Origin of the sequence: Dietzia sp. SLG310A2-38A2, assembly GCF_014145095.1 — a bacterium.
Lineage (GTDB): Bacteria > Actinomycetota > Actinomycetes > Mycobacteriales > Mycobacteriaceae > Dietzia.
This window is the reverse complement of the sequence record NZ_JAALDX010000405.1, coordinates 1-2,949: the sequence shown is the minus strand read 5'-3', so window position 1 is coordinate 2,949 and position 2,949 is coordinate 1. Positions and strand designations below refer to the sequence as shown.

Annotated in this window: 2 protein-coding genes; both read right to left on the bottom strand. The window is 70.6% G+C overall.

The annotated features are described in order from the left end of the window. Positions 1–43 precede the first annotated feature (43 nt). A complete protein-coding gene (purM, locus tag G6027_RS13890; RefSeq protein ID WP_182637683.1) occupies positions 44–1,129 on the bottom strand; it encodes a phosphoribosylformylglycinamidine cyclo-ligase in 1,086 nt (361 codons plus the stop codon). A gap of 40 nt (positions 1,130–1,169) precedes the next feature. After that, entirely contained in the window at positions 1,170–2,819 is a 1,650-nt protein-coding gene (purF, locus tag G6027_RS13885) for an amidophosphoribosyltransferase (protein ID WP_182637682.1), read from the bottom strand. Positions 2,820–2,949 lie beyond the last annotated feature (130 nt).

Here is a 2,949-nt window from a genome sequence, read left to right as displayed (position 1 = left end):
GGGATGCCCGGCCCATGTCCGTGTGGCGCGCTGCGCCGTCCGACTAGAAGCGGGCGTGTGACCCCTCGAGGACCACGCGTGGCGCGTCCGCGGCGACCTCTCCGGCCTTGTCCACGTGACCGATCACCCAGTTGTCCACGTGCCGGGCCGTGAGCACCGCCTGGGCGCGGTCCACGTCCTCGGCCGGGAGGACGGCGATCATCCCGACCCCCATGTTGAACGTCCGCTCCATCTCGGCCTGCTCGACACGGCCGTGGTGGGCGATCGTGCCGAACACGGCGGGCACGGGCCACCGACCCCGGTCGAGACGTGCGACCAGTCCGCGCGGCATGACCCGGGCGAGGTTCTCCGCCAGGCCCCCACCGGTGACATGGCTGAAGACCCGGACGTCGGTCTCGGCGATCAGGCTCAGACAGTCCAGGGCGTAGATGCGGGTGGGCTCGAGGAGTTCCTCGCCCAGGGTCCGACCGAACTCCTCCACGTGCCCCTCCAGCGGGAGGCGGGCGAGTTCCAGCAGCACGTGCCGGGCCAGCGAGTAACCGTTGGAATGCAGTCCCGAGGACGCCATCCCCACGATCACGTCGCCGGGGCGGACGTTCTCCGCCTTGAGGACCTCGTCGGCCTCGACGATCCCGACCCCGGTGCCCGAGATGTCGTACTCGCCGGGGGCCATGAGTCCGGGGTGCTCGGCGGTCTCACCGCCCAGCAGGGCGCATCCGGCCCGGACGCAGCCCTCGGCGATCCCCTCGACGATGTCGGCCACGTGCTCCGGCACGACCTTGCCGATCGCGATGTAATCCTGGAGGAACAGCGGCTCGGCCCCGCACACCACGAGGTCGTCCACCACCATGGCCACGAGGTCGATGCCCACCGTGTTGTGGACGTCCATGGCCTGTGCCACTGCGATCTTGGTCCCGACGCCGTCCGTCGACGAGGCCAGCAGCGGCTGACGGTAGGAGTTCCTCAGGGAGAACAGCCCGGCGAAGCCCCCGAGGCCGCCCATCACCTCCGGCCGGGTCGCACGCTTGGCGTGGGGCGCGAAGAGCTCGACGGCGCGCTCGCCTGCGTCGATGTCGACACCGGCGGCGGCGTACGAGGCGCCGCTCGCGGGGTGGAGGTTCTCGGTCATCTTCGGTTCTCCTCATCGGCGCCCGTGGTCGGGCGCCCGGTCAGGGTCGGCGGACGGCGTCCGCGTTGTCGTGCAGGACCAGGTGCCGGTCGGGTGTCTCACCGTCGACCTGGGCGGCCAGCGCCAGTACGGCCGCGCTCATGGGTGAGTCGTCCGGGAGCGGGATCGGGTAGTGGCCGTCGAAGCACGCTGCGCACAACTCGTCCCGCGGCTGATTGGTGGCCGAGATCATCCCGTCCACCGAGATGTACCCGAGGGTGTCCGCACCGATCGCCCTGCGTACGCCCTCGAGCATCCCGTCGGTGGCGTCGACCCCGTTGGCGATCAGTTCGGCGGGGCTGGCGAAGTCGATGCCGTAGAAGCACGGCCAGCGGACCGGCGGGGAGGCGATGCGGACGTGCACCTCGAGGGCGCCCGCCTCCCGCAACATCCGGATCAGGGCCCGTTGGGTGTTGCCGCGGACGATCGAGTCGTCCACCACCACCAACTTTTTTCCCTGGATGACCTCGCGCAGCGGGTTGAGCTTGAGCCGGATGCCGAGCTGACGGATCGTCTGGCTGGGCTGGATGAACGTCCGGCCGACGTAGGCGTTCTTGGTCAGGCCCTGGGCGAACGGGATGCCCGAACCCTGGGCGTAACCGACGGCCGCCGGGGTCCCCGACTCCGGAACGGGGATCACCAGGTCTCCGTCGGCGGGGTGTTCCAGCGCCAGTTTGCGGCCGATCTCCACGCGGGTCGAGTTGACCGAGCGCCGGTTGATCACCGAATCGGGGCGCGCCAGGTAGACGTACTCGAAGACACAGGTCTTGGGGGTCGGCTCGGCGAGCTTGCGGGACCGGACGCCGTCGGCGTCGATCGCGATGAGCTCACCGGGCTCGATGTCGCGGACGAACGACGCGCCGACGATGTCGAGCGCCGACGTCTCGGAGGAGACCACCCAACCGCGTTCGAGACGACCGAGCGCGAGCGGGCGGACGCCGTGCGGGTCGCGCGCGGCGTACAGCGTGTTCTCGTCGGAGAAGGTGAGGCAGTACGCACCGCGAAGGCGAGGCAGCAGCCGGGCCGCCGCCTCCTCGAGACCGCCCTCCCCCGCCTCGTGGGCGAGGAGCGTGGAGACGATGTCCGAGTCCGAGTGGGTGCTGCCCTCGGTGTACCCGCGGATCCCCAGAGTGGTGGCGTACCGCTTGAGTTCCTGGGTGTTGACCAGGTTGCCGTTGTGGCCCAGCACCACGGACCCGCCGGCGGTGGTCGGTCGGAACATGGGCTGCGCGTTGTCCCAGGACGCGGCGCCGGTCGTGGAGTACCGGCAGTGACCGATGGCCACGTGTCCGCTCATCGACTCGAGGGTCTTCTCGTCGAAGACCTGGCTCACCAGGCCGAGGTCCTTGTAGACCAGGACCTGCTCACCGTCCGCGACCGCGATACCGGCGGCCTCCTGGCCACGGTGCTGCAGCGCGTACAGGCCGTAGTAGGTGAGCTTGGCGACGTCCTCGCCCGGAGCCCAGACACCGAAGACGCCGCACTCCTCGACCGGACCGATGCGCTCGGTGTCGATCGGCAGGCCGGTCGGGCCGGGAACGGACGGGTCGGGCAGACCCAGACCGACGGCGGCGCGGCCACTGGTGCGGCGGAGTGATCCGGACGGGGCCGGACGTGACGACGTGCTCTCCACCTGGTGGTGCTCCCTCATGTTTCGGGGCGGTCCGCCCGGACGGACCCCGGCGGTGCTGTTCGAGTGTACGTTCCCCGACCCCCGTGACCCCAGTCCCGTGTCCCCGTCCCACCACCGGACCCCCTCCCCCGGCGGTGTCCGACCGGAC

What these genes read in the sequence shown, in the direction of transcription:
- purM (WP_182637683.1), bottom strand. Translation starts at nt 1,129, where the DNA reads ATGACCGAGAACCTCCACCCCGCGAGCGGCGCCTCGTACGCCGCCGCC.
- purF (WP_182637682.1), bottom strand. Translation starts at nt 2,819, where the DNA reads ATGAGGGAGCACCACCAGGTGGAGAGCACGTCGTCACGTCCGGCCCCG.